This is a genomic window from Pseudomonas sp. 22490 (assembly GCF_052044465.1).
Classification (GTDB): domain Bacteria; phylum Pseudomonadota; class Gammaproteobacteria; order Pseudomonadales; family Pseudomonadaceae; genus Pseudomonas; species Pseudomonas aeruginosa.
This window is the reverse complement of record NZ_JBQENS010000050.1, coordinates 23,254-41,785: the sequence shown is the minus strand read 5'-3', so window position 1 is coordinate 41,785 and position 18,532 is coordinate 23,254. Positions and strand designations below refer to the sequence as shown.

Annotated in this window: 14 protein-coding genes and 2 pseudogenes; 10 read left to right on the top strand and 6 right to left on the bottom strand. The window is 56.9% G+C overall.

The features are described from left to right. A pseudogene (locus ACTJJX_RS32790) lies at positions 1-867 on the top strand (DNA cytosine methyltransferase); the annotation flags it as partial. A gap of 14 nt (positions 868-881) precedes the next feature. Here ACTJJX_RS32790 and ACTJJX_RS32785 read toward each other — a convergent pair. Then, a complete protein-coding gene (locus tag ACTJJX_RS32785; protein WP_021263571.1) occupies positions 882-1,295 on the bottom strand; it encodes a hypothetical protein in 414 nt (137 codons plus the stop codon). Between the two features lie 253 nt (positions 1,296-1,548). Here ACTJJX_RS32785 and ACTJJX_RS32780 point away from each other — a divergent pair, with 253 nt between their 5' ends. Genes ACTJJX_RS32780 through ACTJJX_RS32770 form a run of 3 tightly spaced genes read left to right on the top strand, consistent with a single transcriptional unit; the run spans position 1,549 to position 3,268 of the window. Continuing rightward, complete coding sequence (locus ACTJJX_RS32780; protein ID WP_021263570.1) at positions 1,549-1,977, top strand: hypothetical protein; 429 nt, start codon at positions 1,549-1,551, stop codon at positions 1,975-1,977. Next, a complete protein-coding gene (locus ACTJJX_RS32775) occupies positions 1,974-2,630 on the top strand; it encodes a hypothetical protein (protein WP_023082356.1) in 657 nt (218 codons plus the stop codon). The genes ACTJJX_RS32780 and ACTJJX_RS32775 overlap by 4 nt, the downstream gene beginning before the upstream one ends. Continuing rightward, complete coding sequence (locus ACTJJX_RS32770) at positions 2,627-3,268, top strand: hypothetical protein (RefSeq protein WP_023082355.1); 642 nt, start codon at positions 2,627-2,629, stop codon at positions 3,266-3,268. The genes ACTJJX_RS32775 and ACTJJX_RS32770 overlap by 4 nt, the downstream gene beginning before the upstream one ends. Positions 3,269-3,335: 67 nt before the next feature. Here the strand turns inward: ACTJJX_RS32770 and ACTJJX_RS32765 are convergent, their stop codons facing one another. Next, positions 3,336-4,190 (bottom strand): DUF3037 domain-containing protein, encoded by an 855-nt coding sequence (locus ACTJJX_RS32765; RefSeq protein WP_071536973.1) that lies wholly within the window; start codon positions 4,188-4,190, stop codon positions 3,336-3,338. After that, positions 4,187-5,029: a HipA family kinase gene (locus ACTJJX_RS32760; protein WP_023082353.1), complete on the bottom strand. Its 843-nt coding sequence runs from the start codon at positions 5,027-5,029 to the stop codon at positions 4,187-4,189. Before ACTJJX_RS32760 ends, ACTJJX_RS32765 begins: the two co-directional genes overlap by 4 nt. Before the next feature lie 174 nt (positions 5,030-5,203). On the opposite strand from ACTJJX_RS32760, the gene ACTJJX_RS32755 reads away from it, so the two are divergent. Next, the gene (locus ACTJJX_RS32755; RefSeq protein WP_021263566.1) at positions 5,204-5,326 is read left to right on the top strand and encodes a hypothetical protein; all 123 of its coding nucleotides are present in this window, start codon (positions 5,204-5,206) and stop codon (positions 5,324-5,326) included. A 180-nt stretch (positions 5,327-5,506) separates the two neighbouring features. After that, positions 5,507-5,791, top strand: coding sequence for a pyocin activator PrtN family protein (locus ACTJJX_RS32750; RefSeq protein WP_003160559.1), 285 nt, complete (start codon positions 5,507-5,509; stop codon positions 5,789-5,791). Between the two features lie 9 nt (positions 5,792-5,800). Here ACTJJX_RS32750 and ACTJJX_RS32745 read toward each other — a convergent pair. Continuing rightward, positions 5,801-5,989 (bottom strand): annotated as a pseudogene (locus tag ACTJJX_RS32745) (site-specific integrase); the annotation flags it as partial. A 78-nt stretch (positions 5,990-6,067) separates the two neighbouring features. On the opposite strand from ACTJJX_RS32745, the gene ACTJJX_RS32740 reads away from it, so the two are divergent. From ACTJJX_RS32740 to ACTJJX_RS32725, 4 genes are read left to right on the top strand one after another with little or no spacing between them, the layout of a single operon-like run. Then, entirely contained in the window at positions 6,068-7,198 is a 1,131-nt protein-coding gene (locus ACTJJX_RS32740) for a tyrosine-type recombinase/integrase (RefSeq protein ID WP_009681710.1), read from the top strand. Next, entirely contained in the window at positions 7,195-8,886 is a 1,692-nt protein-coding gene (locus ACTJJX_RS32735; RefSeq protein WP_009681709.1) for a tyrosine-type recombinase/integrase, read from the top strand. Before ACTJJX_RS32740 ends, ACTJJX_RS32735 begins: the two co-directional genes overlap by 4 nt. After that, positions 8,883-10,796 carry a tyrosine-type recombinase/integrase gene (locus tag ACTJJX_RS32730; protein ID WP_009681708.1) on the top strand — a complete coding sequence of 638 codons (1,914 nt, stop codon included), beginning with the start codon at positions 8,883-8,885 and terminating at the stop codon, positions 10,794-10,796. Before ACTJJX_RS32735 ends, ACTJJX_RS32730 begins: the two co-directional genes overlap by 4 nt. Beyond that, positions 10,793-11,308 carry a hypothetical protein gene (locus tag ACTJJX_RS32725; RefSeq protein ID WP_009681707.1) on the top strand — a complete coding sequence of 172 codons (516 nt, stop codon included), beginning with the start codon at positions 10,793-10,795 and terminating at the stop codon, positions 11,306-11,308. Before ACTJJX_RS32730 ends, ACTJJX_RS32725 begins: the two co-directional genes overlap by 4 nt. 500 nt (positions 11,309-11,808) lie before the next feature. On the opposite strand, the gene ACTJJX_RS32720 is transcribed toward ACTJJX_RS32725, so the two are convergent. After that, positions 11,809-13,365, bottom strand: coding sequence for a hypothetical protein (locus ACTJJX_RS32720; protein ID WP_009681706.1), 1,557 nt, complete (start codon positions 13,363-13,365; stop codon positions 11,809-11,811). Next, positions 13,358-18,316: an AAA domain-containing protein gene (locus ACTJJX_RS32715; protein ID WP_009681705.1), complete on the bottom strand. Its 4,959-nt coding sequence runs from the start codon at positions 18,314-18,316 to the stop codon at positions 13,358-13,360. Before ACTJJX_RS32715 ends, ACTJJX_RS32720 begins: the two co-directional genes overlap by 8 nt. Between the last annotated feature and the right edge of the window lie 216 nt (positions 18,317-18,532).

Sequence of the window (18,532 nt, the reverse complement as noted above, 5' to 3'; positions counted from 1 at the left end):
GGCGCCATCATCGGCGTCAAGTCGCCCGGCCAGGGCACGTACTCCGTCGCCGATCCCCGCGGCCAGAGTTTCGGCAAGTACCCGGTCACCGACTGGGACGGTCCGTCCGGCACCGTGATCGCGGCCAGTACTACCGGCCAGGACGCATTCGCCGTGGCCGACCCGCGCCCAGGCGGCGTCCGGCACAACAACGTGTTTCGCGTCGTCAGCATGGGGAGCCACGCCGGAACCGTCACCGGCGGGCACTCACCCAGCTCCGGCGGCCAGGCTGTTGCCGATCCCAGGTACCACAACTGGCACCCAGGGGCGAGCAGCCGCAAATTGCACGTCGGCGAGTGGGGAAGCGCTACCGGCACGGTCACCGGCTCCCAGCAGGTGGCCAGCGGCGCGCTGTCGATCGCTGATCCGCGCGTGCTCGATCGCACCAAGGGCGACGCCTACCTGACCGGCGGGCACTACGGTGTCGTAGGGTTCGACCAGTCCGCGGGCGCGGTATCGGCCAGTGCTCGGCACGACAATGGCAGGTGGAGCGTCGCCGACCCGCGCATGCCGGCGGCGAACGACCGGCTCACCTGCATCATCCAGTCGCTGGACGGCACCTGGCACCGGCCCTTCACCACCCTGGAGCTGGCCGCGCTGCAGAGCCTGGTGGACCCGGAAGAACAGTTGATCCTCGACGGCCTGAGCGACAGCGACTGGCGCGAGCGCATCGGCAACGCCGTACCGCCGGCCGCAGCCGAGGCCATCGCCGGCGTGATGGGTACCACCCTGCTGCTTGCCAGCATGGGCGAGACATTCATGCTCAGCAGCATGCCGATCTGGGTGCAGCCGGTGGCTATCGCTTTAAGTGTTCAACAGGCAAATTGAAGTAGAGGTCCATTTCAAATTACATATTGCTGAAAAACCTTTACCAACACATAGCAAACAAAACCACTAAAGAAGAAAACATTCCGGGCGCGATAGTAGATATATGTCTTCCGCTGACATTTATCCATTTTCAATCGTGCAATTTTGGATCGCGCCTGGTCTCGCTTTTCCATTGCGTCCAGCATCAAGTGGTTCGCTGAATGCACCTGAACGGTCCACTCGGAGCGCTTGAACGCGAATACACCGGCCGCGCCGAAGACAAGGAGGACATAGAGGAACATCGTTTCAACATTCAGCCCAATCTTTCCGAATGGGATTGTCTGAACCAAATAAGCACAAACGGCGATAATTGCCGCGAAGATCAAGTGGTCAAACTTCTCACTGCTTTCCCTGAAAGACGCATGCGCAATAAGACTTCGTTCTTCCATATCGTCCTTCTCCCTATTTTTTGGCCACCCCTCGAAACGGCTGACCCTAACTCAACCGTCTCCACTTTGCCAGCACACGGCGAGGACACCCCATGCAACCCCCTATCTACGTCGCCGGCCCATACCGGGCGCCGGATCCGGTAGCTATTGCCCGCCACAACGAACACGCCAGGAGACCACCGTACAAGCCAGCACCATTCTGCAGACATCCAGTGGCATTTACGAAGAGCTTCGTGCAGTAGGAGGTGCAACCGTGAACACCGAACAGTTCATCCGGGAGTCCGCCGCGCGCGGGCTTTCCCGCTGCGCCACACGGCTGGCCCTGGGCATCGGGCCCTGGGTATTCCGCGAAATGCTCAGCCTGATGCCGGACATCGAGTGGCCGGCGAAGGGCCAGTCACTGGACCACAAGCGGGCCAACTCGCAGAAACGTGGCTGCTGCACGCCGGCACTCGCCCGCGCACTGGACCAGGCCCGCCAGGCACGCAAGGAAAAGCACACCCACACCGTGCGCGGCCAAACCGGAACCCTCGAAGAGTTGGTCGAGCTGCTGCCGAGCCCTGTCTCGGCCAGCACCGTCCGCAGGCGACTCGCCGGGGGCATGCCCCTCGAGGACGCGCTGCTCATCCCACACCTACCGCCGAAACCAGGCCATCGCCCACTTCAGCAGGTGCAGCCATGAAAGAACGTCCGATCCTGTTCACTGGACCGATGGTCCGCGCCATCCTGGAAGGTAGGAAGACGGTCACCCGCCGAGTGGTGACGCCGCAGCCCGACTTCCACGGTTCAATGGTCGATCCCAATACGCCATTCAAGACGCTTGATGCCGGCCTGCACGCACGCATCACCTGCCCCTACGGCCAGCCCGGCGACCGGTTATGGGTGCGCGAGACGTGGACTGACGTGAACATGTGCGGCGCGCCGGCGCTGGCATATCGGGCGGACGAGGATATTCGCGATCTTATGGAAGAGCCGGGCTTTCTGGATGATCGCGGAGCCTTCAACTACGACGACCCGCGCGTCAAGCCATATCCATTCGCCTGCTGGTACGCCGAACTTGATCAGGCGCGCTGGCGGCCGAGCATCCATATGCCGCGTTGGGCCTCCCGCATCCTGCTGGAGCTCACCGCCGTTCGCGTAGAACGACTGCAGGACATCAGCGAGGAGCAGGCACGGGCCGAGGGATATCCCGCCGAGCGCGAATGCGAAACGGGCGGTAGTGGCTTGGATGCTTGGCTCTGGTTCCGCTCCCTTTGGGGAGAGATCAACGGCCCAGAGGCTTTCACCGCCAATCCCTGGGTCTGGGTCATCGAATTCAAGCGGGTGACACCATGAGCGACCTCTTCTATCTCCAGGACAGCCGCAGCAACGCCGGGAGCCGAGCAACGTTCTGGCGCGCCGGCGGCGGCTACACCACCAACCTCGACGAAGCCGAGACGTTCACCAGCGCCCATGCCGTTCGGCAGTACAAGTGCCGGGAAACCGATCTGCCCTGGCCGGTCGACTACGTGCGCGCCCGGGTCGAGTACGGCGTCGATCACCAGGACCTGGAACTGTCCCGGACGCAGGCACTCGCCACCGCCCCAGCGGACGACCGCATCTACGTCGCCTACGACAGGGACTGGGACGGCAACTGCCTGGTCTGGGTACCCGATGCCGCCGGCCGGACATCCAACCTGGCCGCCGCACGGACCTGGCCGCTCGACCACGCCGGCATACTCACCGCGCGCGGGCTAGCGCCCTGGCCGAAGTCCTACATCGACCAGCATGCCAGGCCTGTTGCGGTGGCGGCCTCCCTCAACCACAAGCAGGCCCTCCGGCTCTTCGGCCTGAAGCTACCCAAGCCGGAGCACCAGGGCCAGCGCCGCCTGAGCTACAGCACCAGGCTGAATTGCAGCGGCTGCGGACGCTTCATCACAGAGCATCAGCGCTTCGACGACTGCCCCAACTGCGGGGCAAGGAATGCACCATGACCAGATCCAATGCGCCGCTGGTGCAGAGCGAGGCCGAAAAAAACCCTCCGAGATGGCGGGGTTTTATCTAATGAGCCTCTCTATTATGCTGTTCAAACCTATGAATTATCTTATTTGCTAATTCTGAAGCATCCTCTTCGAGGAAAATTTCTTTCTCTACCGGAATCTTATTAAGGATACTAACTGCTTTCTCGAAGGCAAAGCTTAAAGAATTTTCTTGCGGCTTACTAATTATCAAATAAACCTTAAAAGATTCCTTCGTGCTTTTAATACTAGTCATTTGACCGAGCCACTTGTGAGCCTTGTCCTTCAAGTAGTCCCCATCAGAAAGATCAAATGACACTGGTTCAATACAATGCCATATCCCATTCTTCCACGCATGCTTAAACTCTAATTCATCATCTAGGACGGAAATCTTTTTTGAGACAAACTCTTCAGACGGAATAAATGGAGCAAGATGGCGTTCAAAATCTCGCCATATATCTAGCTCTGTACGACGTTCCTTACTCGCAGGTGCATCATACTTTGAGATTAAACGACTATATAAGTGCTCTAGTTCATCTGGCAAGCTGCCAATCGCCAAGCCATGACCTAGCTCGCTCCACTGCAGGGAGCTGTCATCATCTGGCAAAACTTTCTTCAATAAAGTCCTAAGAGACTCATCACCAGAAAATTTTAGTTCGCACTGTAGCTTACTATTTAACTCATCAAATCGATCAACTATATGCCGCATCATCTTCCTAAATCCTTCCCTATGAAAGTCAGGAAAAACAGAAGATATTCTAGAAATTGTACTCCTGCACTTTGCTGAAATAAACTCCTCTTCAGCAGAGTACATAGCTACTCCTACGTTTACAAACTCCCCAGTTGTTCTATCGTGAACATACCTAAGAACAGAGTAATCGTAGTTTGTCAGTTTCATGCTAAAACCCTCTGAAGCTCAGAGAACGCATCATCCGCGTTTTGCCGTAAGTCCTTAATATATTGGACCGTGTTCTGCGCTGCTTGGTTCCCAAGTTTCCAGTCATCAGGTAATGCAGCCACATACTCATCCAGACGAGCATCCGTTATGGCCTTTAGGCATTCCCCGAGTCGTGTGAAATCCAATTTTTGTGCTCGAATCTGGTGCCAAAAAATGTGCTTTTCTGGGTCAGCCAAGCTTTCGCCGCCCCCCAACACCCAGGGACTCTTCCAAAACAAGATAGCGTCCATAAGAAAAGCCAAGTCATGATCGATCACGGCAAGATCCTCTCCGCGGACAAGGCAATTAGGGTTTCGGGGGTGCCTGTCACCATTTGCTACGAAGGTGTCGAAGGCGAAAATGTCCGCAGCTCTCTGCAGCATCGGTCCCTTCACAGGCAATGCTGGAGCAACGATCATATAGCCAGCCGGCAAGGCCGCCGAGCCGAACGCGTAACGACTGCTCGTGGCCATCATATGGTCAACCTCAGGAAAGGAAGCCCCTGCGCTGAACCTAGGGGGGACTTCGACCAAAATCGGTTCAGGCACATGCAGGCCAAGATCAGCCGCAAAAAAAGCTGCTAGCGCTTCGCGAATCAGACCCGTAGGGCCACTCTCACAAGCAGTGAACTTAGCGATCACATCAATGCGCACCCCTGCGAGATCCGCGCACTCCAGTAAACACGCCTTGTTCCTGCCGTTCCTAGCTGGCCGATCGAAGCGTACCGCGTAGGCCGTCCTAAACATGCGCCTTCCCTGATGCCATTTTGACTTGAAAAACTCGCGCGATTCTACACGCATCTCAAGCCTTCAGCATCAATATGGCATCAATGCTTAGGCTTTGCCATGCCCACCACTGCGTCAGCAGCGCGGCCGCCCTAGGTAACTGGCACGCCAGCCTTCTCGGCGCCGACACCAACATGCGGCCGGGGCTACCCACGGAATCGCTGCCGATCAGCGCAGGAGGCTCCGACCATGCGTAGAGCGCTGACCGCCCTCGGCATCATCGCCGCCCTCGGCCTGGCCGTGGTGGGGCTGGTGGAGATATTCCCGATCCTCCGCACGCTGGCGGCCTGGCAGACGGGGTGCTTCGGATGAAGCAGAAACCAGGCATCGCACTTCCCCAGCGGAGGCCCACCGGATCAGGGGCACATGCCCGCCAAGGCTGGTCCCGTCACCGGTGAACCGGTGCATCCTACCTGAAATCATCCATGCCCGCGGCCCAACGGAAAGGGTCGCGGAACAGCCCGGCCGGAGAGCTGGGATAGGTAACGCCCAATGAACACCCTGTTTCTGTTGATGGCTCAGTACGATGGCGCCGCCATCATTCCCCTCGAACGCGTCTGCGCCGACTACTTCAGCCACCTGACCCCCGAGAAAATGAAGATGAAGGTAGCGGCCGGCGAAATCGACTTGCCGCTGGTACGCATGGAGAACAGCCAGAAGTCTGCGCGTGGCGTACACCTGACGGACCTGGCGAACTACCTTGACGAACGGCACAGAACGGCGAAGGAGGAGCACGAAAAGCTCATGGGGCGCAGAACCCTGCGCCGTGCATCCTAACCCTCCCGCCTACCGGGCCTCGATCGTGGGGCCCTCTATTATCTGCTCCAACCACGGCCAGTCTTCGTACTTGTCGCCGTTCCCTCTCAGATGCGTGTATCGCCGCATCGAATTCCAGTCCCGGTGGCCCGAGACGCTGGCCACGCGCGGAATATCCCATCCGATCTCGAAAAGCCGACTGATGCCGTCATGTTCTACTAGCATCAAGGTGTTGCTGACAAATATCCTTAAGAATCAGCACACTACCATCATGGTGTTGCTAGAAGGGAAAGGCCTATGCGGGTGTTCTACACGGATGAGAGTTTCGAGCTGAATGGCGTGCCCTTGCCAGGGATTCCGTTCCTGGCCAATGCCGGTGCAGAGCTGATCGAGTCGGCCAATCGTTACCTTTTCCACATCGCGGTCGTGCGAGGGCGCACTCGCTCTCCCGCCACCTGGCGAACCTACGCAGACCACCTCTACGAGTTTTTCTCCTTCCTCGAAGAGAACGCTTTGTTCTGGACTCGGGTGAACCAGGAGCACATTGCGGTCTGGCGCAACTCGATGCTGGATCGTGGCCTGTCCCGCTCCACGATCAACAAGCGCCTTTCGACCACCAGTGCGTTTTACACTTGGTGCGCTCGCCAGGGCTTGGCCGAACAGCTGCCATTCGAAACTCAGGATGTGCTTGTGTCAAAACCCAAGGGGTTCTTGGCCCACGTCGATGCTTCAGGGAATCGCCTGCAGGCCAATGAGTTGACCTTGCGTACTCAGCAGCAACTCCCCAAGTTTCTGAGCATCCCGGAGGCCGTCCAGTTTATCGGGGCGCTGTCGCCTCGCAGGACGCAACTGGTGGCCTACCTGATGTTGCTATGTGGTCTGCGTCGTGAGGAGGCCTGCGCGCTCGATGTTCGGGTTCTGCCGACGCCGGCCGGACATTCCCCAAGTAAGGCCATCAAGATGACGCTCGATCCGAGTCTTACGCCGACTAAGGGCTCCAAGGAGCGCTGGGTGATGGTGCCATACGACTTGGCGGGCCATCTGTTCGACTACATGATGCGGGATCGACCGAAACTAGCCGGCATGTACCACAAGCGCCATGGCGCGGAGACAACCAGGCTCTTCCTGACCCGTGATGGCGCTGAGTTGTCGCTGGATGGCTTGGATGTGACCTTTCAACGAGCCTCGGCCAAGTCTGGGGTGAAGTGCACGCCTCATCGTCTCCGACACACCTTCGGCACCTACGAATTTTTGCGCATGTCCGAGCGGCGCGGCACGGATGGCGCGTTGCACTGGGTACGGGATCGTCTGGGCCATTCGAGCATCACCACCACCGAGGTTTACGTGCATGCGGCGGACCTGCTGAAACATGATGAGGTGGACGGTTACGTTGAAGAGGTCCTGCAGCGCGTAGGGAGTCGTTCATGATTGGCAGGAAGCGGGTCGTTCGGAAAGTCGAGTCCATCACACTGGATGGCACTGTTGTCGATTTGCCGCCGTCATGGTGCTTCACCATCAGCTGTCAGCACCATGGTGAAATCCGCTTCGATTTCGATCCATGGTGCCGGCGTGATCGCGATGACCTGGTGATGCATGTACGGGATGCCGTGTGGTCGCTGCGGCATGAGCTGGTGGGAATCACCCTGCAGGGGATATTTCAGCAACTCGCCACTTACTTCTTGCCATTCTTGGATGACCTTGAGAAGAGTGGCTGCGTTGTCAGCCGCTTGAGCCAGATTGACGAGAAGGTGGTCAGAGATTTCCTGGCGTGGCTCGAGCGACGCATCGCCGGCGGGGGGCGGCGGACCGGTCAACCGCTGTCACTCTCGGCGAAGAAAAACGCCTATTCTGCGCTGAAGACAGTGCTGACCAACCGAATGAAAAAGACGCCGGAGTCGGTCAGCACTCAGTTGAGGTTCCCCAAGTCGCCGTTCCCCAATATCAATCGGTTGGTGCCGAAGCGCGCGTCCTACAGCAAGGGCGAGCAGAACAGGATCATTGCGGCGTGCAACCAAGACTTGAAGCGGATTCACAATGAAAGGGGCGAAGACTCATTGTCTCCGGCCCAGGTTTTGGCGGTGCACCTGATCGTTTTGGCATTGGCCACCGGCCGGAACTTTCAAGGCCTGCTTGAGCTGCGACGAGATAGCCTAAAACCCCATCCGCTCAAGGATCGGGAAGTTCTCATCACTGAAAAACGCCGCGGCGGTTCCACGCAGGCCGCATCATACCGGGCGCAGGCTGCCGACCAGGGGGCTGAGCAAGAGCAGATACTCACGATTCCCACCACCGTGGGCAACCACTTCCGGTGGCTGGCTGAATTCACCCGCTCACTGAGCGACGAAGCGCGCGCCGAGGATCGCGACGTCGTATTCCTGTGGCAGGTGCCCCATACCGGGCGCCACCCAAGATCCACCCGTCAGGGGCGGGTTAACCGCTTCACCCAAGTGGATGCCCGAAACGCCATCGCGGATTTCGTGGCACGACATGAACTGGTGGATGACCGTGGGGAGCGCCTTCTCTTCAGCGTCGCTCGTTGTCGCCCGACCTTCGGCACCAACCTGTATGCCCGAACACGAGATATTCGCAAAGTCCAACTCGCACTGGGCCATGCATCCGCCGAGACCACCGCACGCCACTATGTGTCGTTACCGGCAGTTGCTGAGCGGGATCATGTCTTTGTGGGTCAAGCGATGGTGGGCTGGATCACTTCCGCGGATGAGACAAAAGCCACGGCACTGGCCGCCGATGGCAGGATTCCGCTGCAGAACGTGCACGAACTCCTGAGCGGCGGATACAACACCGTCGTTGCTCGCTGCAAGAATCCCTTTCGCGAGGGAGGAGAGGTTTGCGGCAAGTACATGGTCTGCTTCAGATGCCCGCAGATGGTGGTTTTCGAGGACGATCTCTGGAAGATGTTCAGCTTCTACAACAAGCTGCTTGCCGAAAGAAACAAGATCGCCCCGCATCACTGGGTCAAGACATACGGCTGGGTCATCAAGACCATCGACAACGACATAGCAACGCAATTTCCGGCTGACCTGGTCGAGGCAGCAAAGAGCAAGGCCAGGCTGACACCTCATCCCGCCTGGGCGGTCTCTGGAGCCGCATTATGATCCCGCTGCCGCTTGACGTTACTCGCCTGGCAGATCTGACTTTCCTGCAAAAAGCACGTTTGCCTGTCTCGGCCGCCGTCGATACGGCAGGCTCGCCGGTGGTAATCAGCCGGTACGAAGATGACGTCTGGAATTTCTGGCCGTACATCTCAAGGGAGAATGCCAAGGACGGTGAAAAGCGGATCATCTGGGGTATCGCGCTGCCGGACGGTTCAAGGCTGACCGACGAGGCGCATCGCAGCTTGTTGGCCTCGGCCAAGGATTTCATTTGGTCGCTTCATGTCGATCCCATCGAGGGCGGGAAGCGCCTGGGGCTGAAGACACTGATCTCCCTGATGGGCAACCTAGCGTTTCTGCTGCGTTGGATGGTCAGTCAAGGCATCACCAGGTTTGCCCAGTTGGATGGCAGAACCCTGGAGTACGTAGTGGCAGCCAAGGATGGAAAGTCCGCCAAAAGTACCGTGATGAAGAGGTTGCTCCTGGTCGAGAAGTTGTATGCGCAGGTGGGGAAGATCGATGACTACCTGCCATCTCATCCCTGGCCATTTGAAAGTGCTGCCCTGCTGGCCGGCATGGACCAACGCATGGCCCACCGAGTGCCGAAAACGCCGGTGATTCCCGAGTCGGTGTTCGTACCGCTTGCTCAGAAAGCCATTGAGTACGTTGAGCAGCGTGCGCCGGCGATCTTGGTCGTTCAGGCCGAGGCGGAGCAGGCCATGGCGGCAGCCGAGGCGCGTGGCGTGAAAGGGCATGCCTATCGACAGGTCTTTGGTACGGAAGTGGCCAGGGCACACGGCTATGCAGGGCTCAGAGAACTGCATGCCGAAATGGCGCTACTCAGGACGGCCAGCTACATCTGCATCAACATGTTCTCCGGCCTGCGCAACTCCGAAATGATGTCCTTGGAGTCCGGGTGCATCTCAAGGGAGCCCGGAATCGATGGCAGCTACGAGTGCATCTGGTTGCATGGCACGATCTACAAGACCGGCGAGCGACCACACAAATGGCTAGTGCCGCCGATCGTGGTGCAAGCGGTCGATCTCGCCGAGCGCATGATCGAGCCTTTCCAATCGATGCTCCGGGACGAAGAGCGGAAGCTTCGCAAGCTGGAAACCATCGAGTCGAAGCATGCAAAGCGCTTGGCGGAAATATCCAGGAGCAAGAACAAGCTGTTCTTGGCGACGCACTATAGCCAGCAGGGACCGGTGGCCGTGATGCCGGGCGGCGCCGCCGTCAACAGGTGGCTGAAGGACTTCTGCCGGCATTTCCAGATCCGAGCCGACAACGGCGAAGTGTGGGACCTGGCTTCCCACCAGTTCCGGCGCACGTTCGCCTACAACTATGCTCGTTCGGAGCTGGGGGATCTGCTGTACCTAAAAGAGCACTATGGGCACTGGAGCCTCGACATGACCATGTTGTATGCCGACGGCGGGGCCGACGAGTACCAGATCGATAACGGTCTGCTGGACGACGTGGTGCGCGCTAAACAGGAACGCCAAGCGGAGATACTGGCCGGTTACCTCGACTCCGATACCCCCTTGGCCAAAGGTGAGGATTGGCTGGGCACGTGGCGCCCCATGGTTCGCACCGCCAAGAACAAGGACGAGTTGATTCAGGAGTTGAGCAGCACGATCACCCTCAACGGTACCGGGCATAGTTGGTGCGCCGGTAATGCCAAAGGGGGCAGCTGCGGTGGGCTGTGTCTGTTCGAGGCCGATATGTGCGTCGACTGCAATATGGCGCTGATCGGCCCTGAACACCTTCCTGTTTGGAAAGAAATTGCTGAGCAGCAACTAGTGGTGCTGCAACTACCCGATATGGGCGTACCGGCCAAGAGCCGGGCCAACCGCATTCTGGAGAAAGCGAATCAGGTGATCAGCAAACTCGATGGCAGTAGGTCGGAAGCATGAGCGGCGTGGACGCAGCAGGTAATCCCGAGGCGCTACGGGCGCACAAGGAAGCGTCGCAGCGGCAGACCCGCCAAGAGCTAGAGTTGGCGCTCGCTCGCCTAAGAAATGGCAATCCGCGCCGCGTTAAGCGCGGCGCTGCGATCAGCGCAACGACAGTGGCGAGAGAAGCGGGTATCGATCGCTCCACGCTTTATCGTTTCCACGAGCCCATCCTGACGGCGATCCGCAAGTTCAACGAAACCATGCCGAAGCAGCAACTGGAGGCTAAGCAAGGGGAGCTGGGGGAAGCACAGGCCAAGGCCCGCGAGTATCGGGAGGCACTCGAGGCGGCGCGAGATGAAATTACTGCATGGGCTCGTCAGAACTATTTGCTGACTCACCGCGTACGGGAGCTTGAAGCCACTATCCAGCAGCGCGACAAGCTCATAGCGGACTTGCAGACTAGATTGGCCGTGACTGCGAAGTCGGTTCCGCTGAGGTCGGTCGCCGGGCCCCGCGATCACTCCGAGTGAACCCAGGGCACTGTACTTTAAGACCGCTCTAAGCATTGCTCGCAGCGTTAGGAGTAGGTGTTCCGACTCAACCCTGTGGGTTACTGAGCCCAGATCACTTGCAGAACGCAGGTGGCTCGTCGACTACCAACCTTCTTTGCTTTGCAGGTATTGGATGGAAAACAGCAACGAGCCCGATGGCTCTCCGCTTTGCCGGTGGCGGAGATAGCGTGAGCCGCTCTAGAATGGGTTTTATAGGTCTTTATAGTCGATTATAGAAACCGCTCTGAACGCCTGTTGGCGCTGTCCGCTGGGTAGAGCAACGCGGAGGCCAAAGAGCCCAAGCCCGTCTAACGGCTGTGTAGATGATCGCTCGATCCAGCCGCACCGGCACGGTCACCCGCCTGAATTGGCTGCCCTGGCTTTTGTGGACGGGAATGTCACCGGGGAAGTTCACCAGAACTTGGAGAGTCTCTAGGAAAGCCGGGGCGATTCAGTCCAAGTAACCGTTTTAAGCTCACTTACCACTTTCTGGGCGGCTTTCTAATTGTAAGCTTCACCTGACTAGTCATAGGAAAGCCCAGGCTACTGGATTGAATCAGCTCTAGACGATCCTTTTCCATGTGATTGGTGATGTCCTTCTCCGAATCCTCGCTCCACACAACAAAACCCTCTCCCCGACCGGACAGCCGAGAGTTGAGGAAATTGTCGATGTGGGCAACACGCACAGGATCACGGGTGATGTAGCCAATCGGCACGGTTGCAGCACTATCATCGCTCGGCTGGAAGTGGTACTGCACCACAGCGAGCTGGCCGGGGATCAAGAAGATTTCAAAACGATCCTGAAGATCCGATCCTTCGAACGCGATCCCGTTTGGAATACGGTTATGGTAGGTGCTGCGCAGCTGGCCGAACTCCTTCTTGTCATCGAATGGCAGGATCGCAGTGATCTTGCCTTTGACATGTGGGGCTTCGCTCAGCTTTTCTGCTGTCTTGCGGCAGAAATCGCTCAGCAGCGTTCCATTGGCCGCCCAAAGAGGGACAGAGCTCGACAACCATAGGGCAGAGTGAATCGTACCCTCAGGCCAGTCCTTGGAGAGGTCTTCCAGCATGCGGCCTAGAGTGATTCGGTTGTTGTTGTCATACAAGGGTCCAATCATCGCCCTTGTTTCCTGGTTGCCATACCCGGTTTTGCGATCCTTGTGATCGATCAGCCATGAGTTGATGTCCAACCCTCGATCGTCCAGGTAACGTGCTAGTACCTCGTCTTTGAACTCCTGGCAGTATTCCTGTGGACTCATCCCGTCCTTGGGCATCCTGAGACTGTTGAGGTAGTCGGATATCTTGGCTTCCAGATCCATGCTTAACGGGCGCTGGCGAGTACCCCCGACTTTCTCGGCGACACGTTTGATGATCTCAACATTGCCGGCCTGCGTTGGCAACAAGCCGATTTCCAGATCCACTTGGATATTGACTGGGGCCATCTGGTCACAGGTGCCGACCTTGTAGAGTCGGGTCTTGCGGGTTTCCGACTCGGAGAGTTTCGAGAAATCTAGGAAAGCTCGGTATTGATCGCCGAAGGCATCCGCGACAGCCAGTACAGACCACCCCTTGCTTTCTGGCGGCACAGGGATCTGTGGAAGCCCCCAGCGGGTTCGGTTGTGCTGGCTTGGCGGCATGATCGTCTTGGTGAGCAGCTCGAAGATGGGGCGCTCAATCCTCTCCTCATACTTGGTGAGGCTCGGACTGGCCGATGAACTGCCCTTGGTGCGATCCATAAGCATCGATGACGGCGTCAGATGCCCATCATTGGTGTAGACCGCCAGCTTGTTACGGATGAGCGTCTCGATCAACACGTCACATTCGCGCTTAGACAGGCCGAAATAATCTCGGATCTCGCCAGGCAGCACTTCCTGCAAGGCCAGCAGCAAGCGGCAGGTAAACTCCTCAACCGCAGGAAGGGAAACCTCCTTCGTCCAAGCACAGTTGATCTGGTATTGATACGCCGGCACCAATAGGGAAATGGTGTTGCAGATGCGAAAGCCAGAGGCGTCGGCGGCTTGATATTCATCATTCATTGCGCTGGCCCTCAATCACTGTGGTGCCGTCAACGATTTCGTAATCATCTGGCGAAATGGCGTGCTGCTCGGATACATAGCGAACAACGCTGCCCAACGCGGAAGGTGCGTTCACGCCACTCCACATGCGCTTGGAGCCGATGATCACCAGGCGATCCTTGGCTCGGGACAACGCCACATTGATCCTGGATTGATCTACCAGGAAACCTTGAAGACCCTTGTCATTATTCCTAACTAAGCTGAGGATTAATAAAGCATTCTCGCTGCCCTGATAGGAATCTACAGTATCAATCCTGACGGCATCGCGCAGTGGGGCCGCCCATTCCGCTCGACTCAGTTCCTCTTCGATCAGACGTTTCTGCCCCCGGTACATCGTGATTAAGCCAATCGGCTGTGGGCTCATTGGAGTGCGCTTGGCGTTGAGCTTTTCCATGTGCTCGGGGCGTGCCAGTTGCCGCAGCAGATGCAGGCACACAGCGACCTCATGCTTGTTCACGAACTTGCCTTTCTGAGGCTCGTCTTCATTGACCGCCCGCTCCCCTGTGCCGCTGTCGATCCAGCTGACTGGTTTGTTCAAGGGATAAGGCAATTCCGAGCACCAGGGATCAGCTTTCTTGCGGAAGCTGTACAGCTCGTTGTTATAGAAGCAATGGCTGACGACCTTGCCGATCGGCTCAATCATCCGGTACTGAGTATCCAAGGCAATGCCATTGTTCACGAGAAAGGCGCGCTCAAAATCGGTTTTGAGCACCTCCCGTTCATCAATCTGCAGCTTCCTGGCGACCTCTCGTATATGTTTCTTCTCATACATGGGCGCCAACTGCTTGTGGTCACCCACCAGGAGAACACGGCGACCGCACTGCATAGCGATCATCAATTCCGAAGCTTGTGCTCGCCCTGCTTCATCAACAATGACCCAGTCGAACTCCATCTCCTCAATGTGAATACCGCCCGCCCCGATTCCCACCAGAGTGCCGCACACCAGTTGCGAGGTCTTGACCAGGAACTTGTCATAGTTCGCAGCCCCTGAGCCCAATACGTCAATCCAGTCCTGGCTGATTCCAATCAGATTGTTCAACCGCTGAAGTGCCAGCTGATTGGTGACGCCATGCTGCCGTGCCACCTGAGTGGACAGCTCGCTCCAGAACTCCGGAGCAGCAGGTGATGGTAGATTGAACTCATACTTTCGGCTGTCCATGTGGTGCTGAAGCGACTCCACACAGCTTTTGATCTTGGCGTCATAGCCCATGACCTTGTCGATGCGCGTTTCTTCACTGATTTGGCGCTTGGCGGCAATTTCATCTCTCTGCTTGGTATACGTGCGCACTCGATCAAGAATTGGGCTGATGCTGCGATGCAGTTTGGCCAATTCCTCCACCAGTTCCTGGCTGAGCATCAGGCGGGAGGAAAGCGCATTGATCCGCTTTTCATATTCACGCTGAAACTTGTAGCGAATTTGGCGCTGGATCGAACTGGAATGACACTGGAGCATTTGGTCATCGATAGCCGATTCATGACCCAGGCGAATGACGCTCAAGTCTGTACCAAGCGCTGAACACAGCTCTCGGGCCTTGATCGCCACAGTGTCTACCGAAGCATGCGATTGCCCCACCAGAAGGATATTCCCCGCCAACTCATTTTCGAACAGGTAGTGGATCAGCTTGGTGACAAAAGCGGTCTTGCCAGTGCCTGGCGGGCCCTGGAGGACAGAAATCGGGCCCTCGGAGACGGTTCGCTGGAAGGCCACAATTTGCCGGGGGTTCAGTTGCTCGAATTCAGAGTCGTATCGAGCCCTGATCGCCACTTCTTCTGGAATCTTGCCAATGACTTTCGATTGCTGTGCACCGTCCTGATCAAAATAGGCGGGCAGGTTCGAGATGCGGGATACACCATTCAGCACGCGCTCCATCGCTTTTTTGCGGCGCTCACGTGATGCATTGTTGAGTTTTGACTCAAAAATCAGCTCCGTACCAGGAGTCAGCTTTTGCTTCACGCTGCGAATGCCGGCAGAAAACATGCGCACTGCCAGTCGGGTCGAGCTGCATTCCTCGGCAACCACTTCCCCAAATGGACGACTTTCACCATCTAGGTAGATGCCGATATCACCTGCATCCTCGTTGAAGTCCAGATCCCGGCCATTCTGCGCCACATAGGGGATTAGCAGCGCTCCGGTCTGGCTCTCCTCGAAGGTCGCGTTTTCAATCTCAACCCTCATCAATTGGTCGCCCTCCGTCTCCAGCATGGCCTTCCAAATGGTGAAGGGCCTTACTGTCTGATCGACGAAAGCATCACATTCATCCTCGACAACCTCCTCGCCTTCCACCTCATCAGACTTCTTGAGGAAGCTCTGCACGGGCTCCTGGTTTAACAGGAAGCGGACGAATGCCTCTTCCGTTGCCTTGGTGGAAATACCTTTCTGAATGGCAATAGGTTGGGTGAAGGTAGCCTGAGCTTTATGGCCTGCGGAAATGTAATCGCTGAAGGATACGTCCGACAGCCATGCAGACGACAAGGTCTCTCGCACAGGGTCGAAATTGAAACTAAGTCGCTTATCCTGCGCAGTGATCTTTATGTACAGCTGCTCTGGGTTACGATCAGCACGCTCGACTTGCAGGTAGTACGCCGATTCACCTGCCTGAAGCAGCATTTCTGTAGCAGGCCACTTGAAAACGTCAGCTACGAATTTGAGGGGCTGTATTTCAGGGAGTGAGGGTTTTTTCAGGGCCTCAAGTTCGGCCTTGATGCTTTCATCCAATGGATCGATGGCTACCGGAATGCCGTTAGGCTGCTCCTTGGCCAAGGCAAACTCGATGGCTAGGGCCTTGGGAGCTTCCTCCCCCAGAAGCTCCTCAACGATCTGATAGACCGCATAGCAATCTCGCCCGAAGCTGTCGGTGCTCGCCGGATTGATCGGGCCATACTCAACGTTGTACGGATCTGACGTATCGCCAAAATCCAGGGCGTCAATGAAGATGAGGGACAGTAGCTCATCCGCCTGGCTTGGGCACACCAGAATGTTGCCTGGGTGCAGATCTCCATGTGCGAAATCTCTGCCATGAACATTGATCAGCAGGTTGCACAGCGCCGAGGCCGCCTCTAGCTTTTTTTCAAGAGTGTCCAGACCTGCAATGAAATCTGGCCAGCTTTTGCCCTCCTCAAACCGAGTGACCACAAACAGTCCGTTGCCGCTGGCAAACATGCCATGGCTCAACAGGCTCGGTAATGGTAACTCGTCTTCCAGAGTCTGCTCGATACGCTTACGCATGCGCAGAATTCGGCGATTGATGCCAGGGTTCTTGATGTCTACAACAGCCTTCGGCCAGAATTTGAGAAGTGCCTCTTCGCCTTCAAATACGCACCGATAGACCATCTTCTCAGCTGTCGTCTCAGGGATTACACCCGGTGCTGGAGGGAAGTAACTCATCAGCATGTAAGGGTTCCAGTCGGCCTTGATGAAGTCGCCTTTGGCGATCTCCTGCATGACCTCCTGTGTGTCGTCGTATTGCAGCGGTTTGCCGATTGCCAGGGTGTTTAACTCGGCAAGCATTTCCGAGGCGTTGGCAAAGCGGTTCTCCGGCTCAAGATCCATTGCCTTGGCAAAAAAAGTATTCAACTCGCCATCGAAGGGATCATTGGGTATCGAACGCCAGACGGGAATTCCCTCTTCCAGGACAAACTTGGCGCCATGAAAGCAAATCTTGTGGGCCACAAGGGCCAAGAGGTACACATCCTTCGCAAAAGGGCTGAGGACATCCCCTTCGGCCGCGTAGACATCCTCGGGCAGCAGCGTAGAGCTGCTTTTCAGGCGCTCAGCCAGATCCTTGACTGTGCCCTTGTCAGGAATGAACGCTGCATGAAAGCTTGAGGCCAGCACAATGCGCGAATCCTGTGAGTACCAAAGGTTCTGGGTATCAATATCTCGATGGGCGAAGCCCATGCTGTGCATTTCAGCAAAGGGCGCAAGTAAGGCTTTGGTCAGGTCGAGACGATCATCCACCGACCATTTATGGCCGTGAAGATTGAGATGCTGCTCAAGGCGCAGGGTGTTCTTGCGCAACTCGAACAACTCAACACAGTCGCTTGTGATGTTGTCTTCCACCATGGGAGACAGGGGCCTCAGCAGGAAGTCTTCCAGTGGGCTGTTGGCAGCGCTGGCGGTTCGGAACACAAAGTCCTCGCGGGTAACGATCCGACGCCATGTTTCGTCATCGTGAAACGCCAGGCCCAGTGCTGCCAGATCCCAGCGACGCATCATGGCTTTGCTGATGGGTGGGCCGGCGTTCGTGGCGGGGTACTCACTGAACAGGTGCTGGTCATGCACACGGTCAGGTGCAATGGCTGCCGTGTATTCAAGATATTGAAACTCTGCGAGCTCGACACGACTTCCACGAAAGAAGCTGTCAAAAATGGGCTGGTTCTGGTTCGGACGCGACCTGCCCATCTCATCGAATATGATCATCCTGACTTTCTGAACGTAATCTTCGTAGTGTTTACCGCCGATCTTCAGAAAGTCTTCCAGGGTGTGGACGAACTGACGTTCGTTTTCCGGTAGGTACTCCGGGGTAGCGCTGCCGCAGAGTACGACATGCGCCTCGACATAGGGGCAATACCCCAGCTTGTGTTCAAGTTCAGTCTTTAGGATGGCTGCCAGGCGGTAGCCCTGGTCGCGCTTACGGTGATATGCGCTTTTGCCTCGGTTCTGCTCGCCACGCTTGGTCGTTATGATCCAGTTGCCATCGTAGCTAGTCAGCTTGCCATGCCATTCCTTGAGCTCGACAACCAGCAGCCGGTCATGGGTGACGATAATAAGGTCAAATTCCATCGAGCCTTGCTTGTCGGCCACTAGCACTGAAGCGTAGCCATACCAACTGTCCCGCAGATGCTTCTGCATCTGATCCAGAGCATTTGTCTCGCTTTTGTGCAGCCCATTGCCCCGAACGATGATTTGCATATTGGCTTCCCTACTGCTGACCTGCGAGCGACCTTAAGGCGCTAGAGGCAATAGTGCCTCCATGGCAACCTGCTTGCGTTCGACCACAGCTCCTGCTGGCTTTTGAAACACTCTGTCGGTGTTGGCTTCAGACACTGGCAAAGCCTGTAAGCTTGCCCAGTGCCAAGACTGATACAAATGGAATAGGAAAACAAACGATACAACTGATCAAGTGTC

Bases quoted from the DNA above. Each gene is read 5' to 3' on its own strand.
- ACTJJX_RS32785 (WP_021263571.1), bottom strand. From the start codon at position 1,295: ATGGAAGAACGAAGTCTTATTGCGCATGCGTCTTTCAGGGAAAGCAGT.
- ACTJJX_RS32775 (WP_023082356.1), top strand. From the start codon at position 1,974: ATGAAAGAACGTCCGATCCTGTTCACTGGACCGATGGTCCGCGCCATC.
- ACTJJX_RS32770 (WP_023082355.1), top strand. From the start codon at position 2,627: ATGAGCGACCTCTTCTATCTCCAGGACAGCCGCAGCAACGCCGGGAGC.
- ACTJJX_RS32765 (WP_071536973.1), bottom strand. From the start codon at position 4,190: ATGAAACTGACAAACTACGATTACTCTGTTCTTAGGTATGTTCACGAT.
- ACTJJX_RS32760 (WP_023082353.1), bottom strand. From the start codon at position 5,029: ATGCGTGTAGAATCGCGCGAGTTTTTCAAGTCAAAATGGCATCAGGGA.
- ACTJJX_RS32755 (WP_021263566.1), top strand. From the start codon at position 5,204: ATGCGTAGAGCGCTGACCGCCCTCGGCATCATCGCCGCCCTCGGCCTG.
- ACTJJX_RS32750 (WP_003160559.1), top strand. From the start codon at position 5,507: ATGAACACCCTGTTTCTGTTGATGGCTCAGTACGATGGCGCCGCCATC.
- ACTJJX_RS32740 (WP_009681710.1), top strand. From the start codon at position 6,068: ATGCGGGTGTTCTACACGGATGAGAGTTTCGAGCTGAATGGCGTGCCC.
- ACTJJX_RS32735 (WP_009681709.1), top strand. From the start codon at position 7,195: ATGATTGGCAGGAAGCGGGTCGTTCGGAAAGTCGAGTCCATCACACTG.
- ACTJJX_RS32730 (WP_009681708.1), top strand. From the start codon at position 8,883: ATGATCCCGCTGCCGCTTGACGTTACTCGCCTGGCAGATCTGACTTTC.
- ACTJJX_RS32725 (WP_009681707.1), top strand. From the start codon at position 10,793: ATGAGCGGCGTGGACGCAGCAGGTAATCCCGAGGCGCTACGGGCGCAC.
- ACTJJX_RS32720 (WP_009681706.1), bottom strand. From the start codon at position 13,365: ATGAATGATGAATATCAAGCCGCCGACGCCTCTGGCTTTCGCATCTGC.
- ACTJJX_RS32715 (WP_009681705.1), bottom strand. From the start codon at position 18,316: ATGCAAATCATCGTTCGGGGCAATGGGCTGCACAAAAGCGAGACAAAT.